Raw genomic sequence first — 333 nt, 5'->3', positions numbered from 1 at the left:
TGGCTTTGCGGTACCGGGTCAGAGACTGCTGCCAGTTTTCCAGTAACGGTTCGGTGACCTGAGCCGCGGATATTACGCCCTGTTCCTCACACCAGTTGACGAACGGTGACAACCGTTCATGACGGGCGGACTGGCTCTTTTGACTCGCCCCCTGCAACAGCAGGTTATCCAGATACGCGTCCAGATGCTGGCGTAGGGTCAGCGGGCGGGGGTTGGATTGATGTTTAACGGGTGATGACATGATGGGATTTCCTGTAGGGAACAGCGGTTAATGGTTATCGGTGTGTGATGCATCACTACGGTACGATGGCTTGATTGTTAAGTGGCCGGAAC

The 333-nt window shown here is 55.0% G+C and carries 1 pseudogene; it reads right to left on the bottom strand.

Annotation, left to right across the window (positions count from 1 at the left end):
• Positions 1 to 241 (bottom strand): annotated as a pseudogene (locus tag ACGF5R_RS24685) (hypothetical protein); the annotation flags it as partial.
• Positions 242 to 333: the final 92 nt, after the last annotated feature.

This window comes from Photorhabdus sp. RM71S (genome assembly GCF_042879355.1).
Lineage (GTDB): Bacteria > Pseudomonadota > Gammaproteobacteria > Enterobacterales > Enterobacteriaceae > Photorhabdus > Photorhabdus kayaii.
Note: the sequence above shows the minus strand (reverse complement) of the source record. Positions and strands in the feature narration are given on the sequence as shown.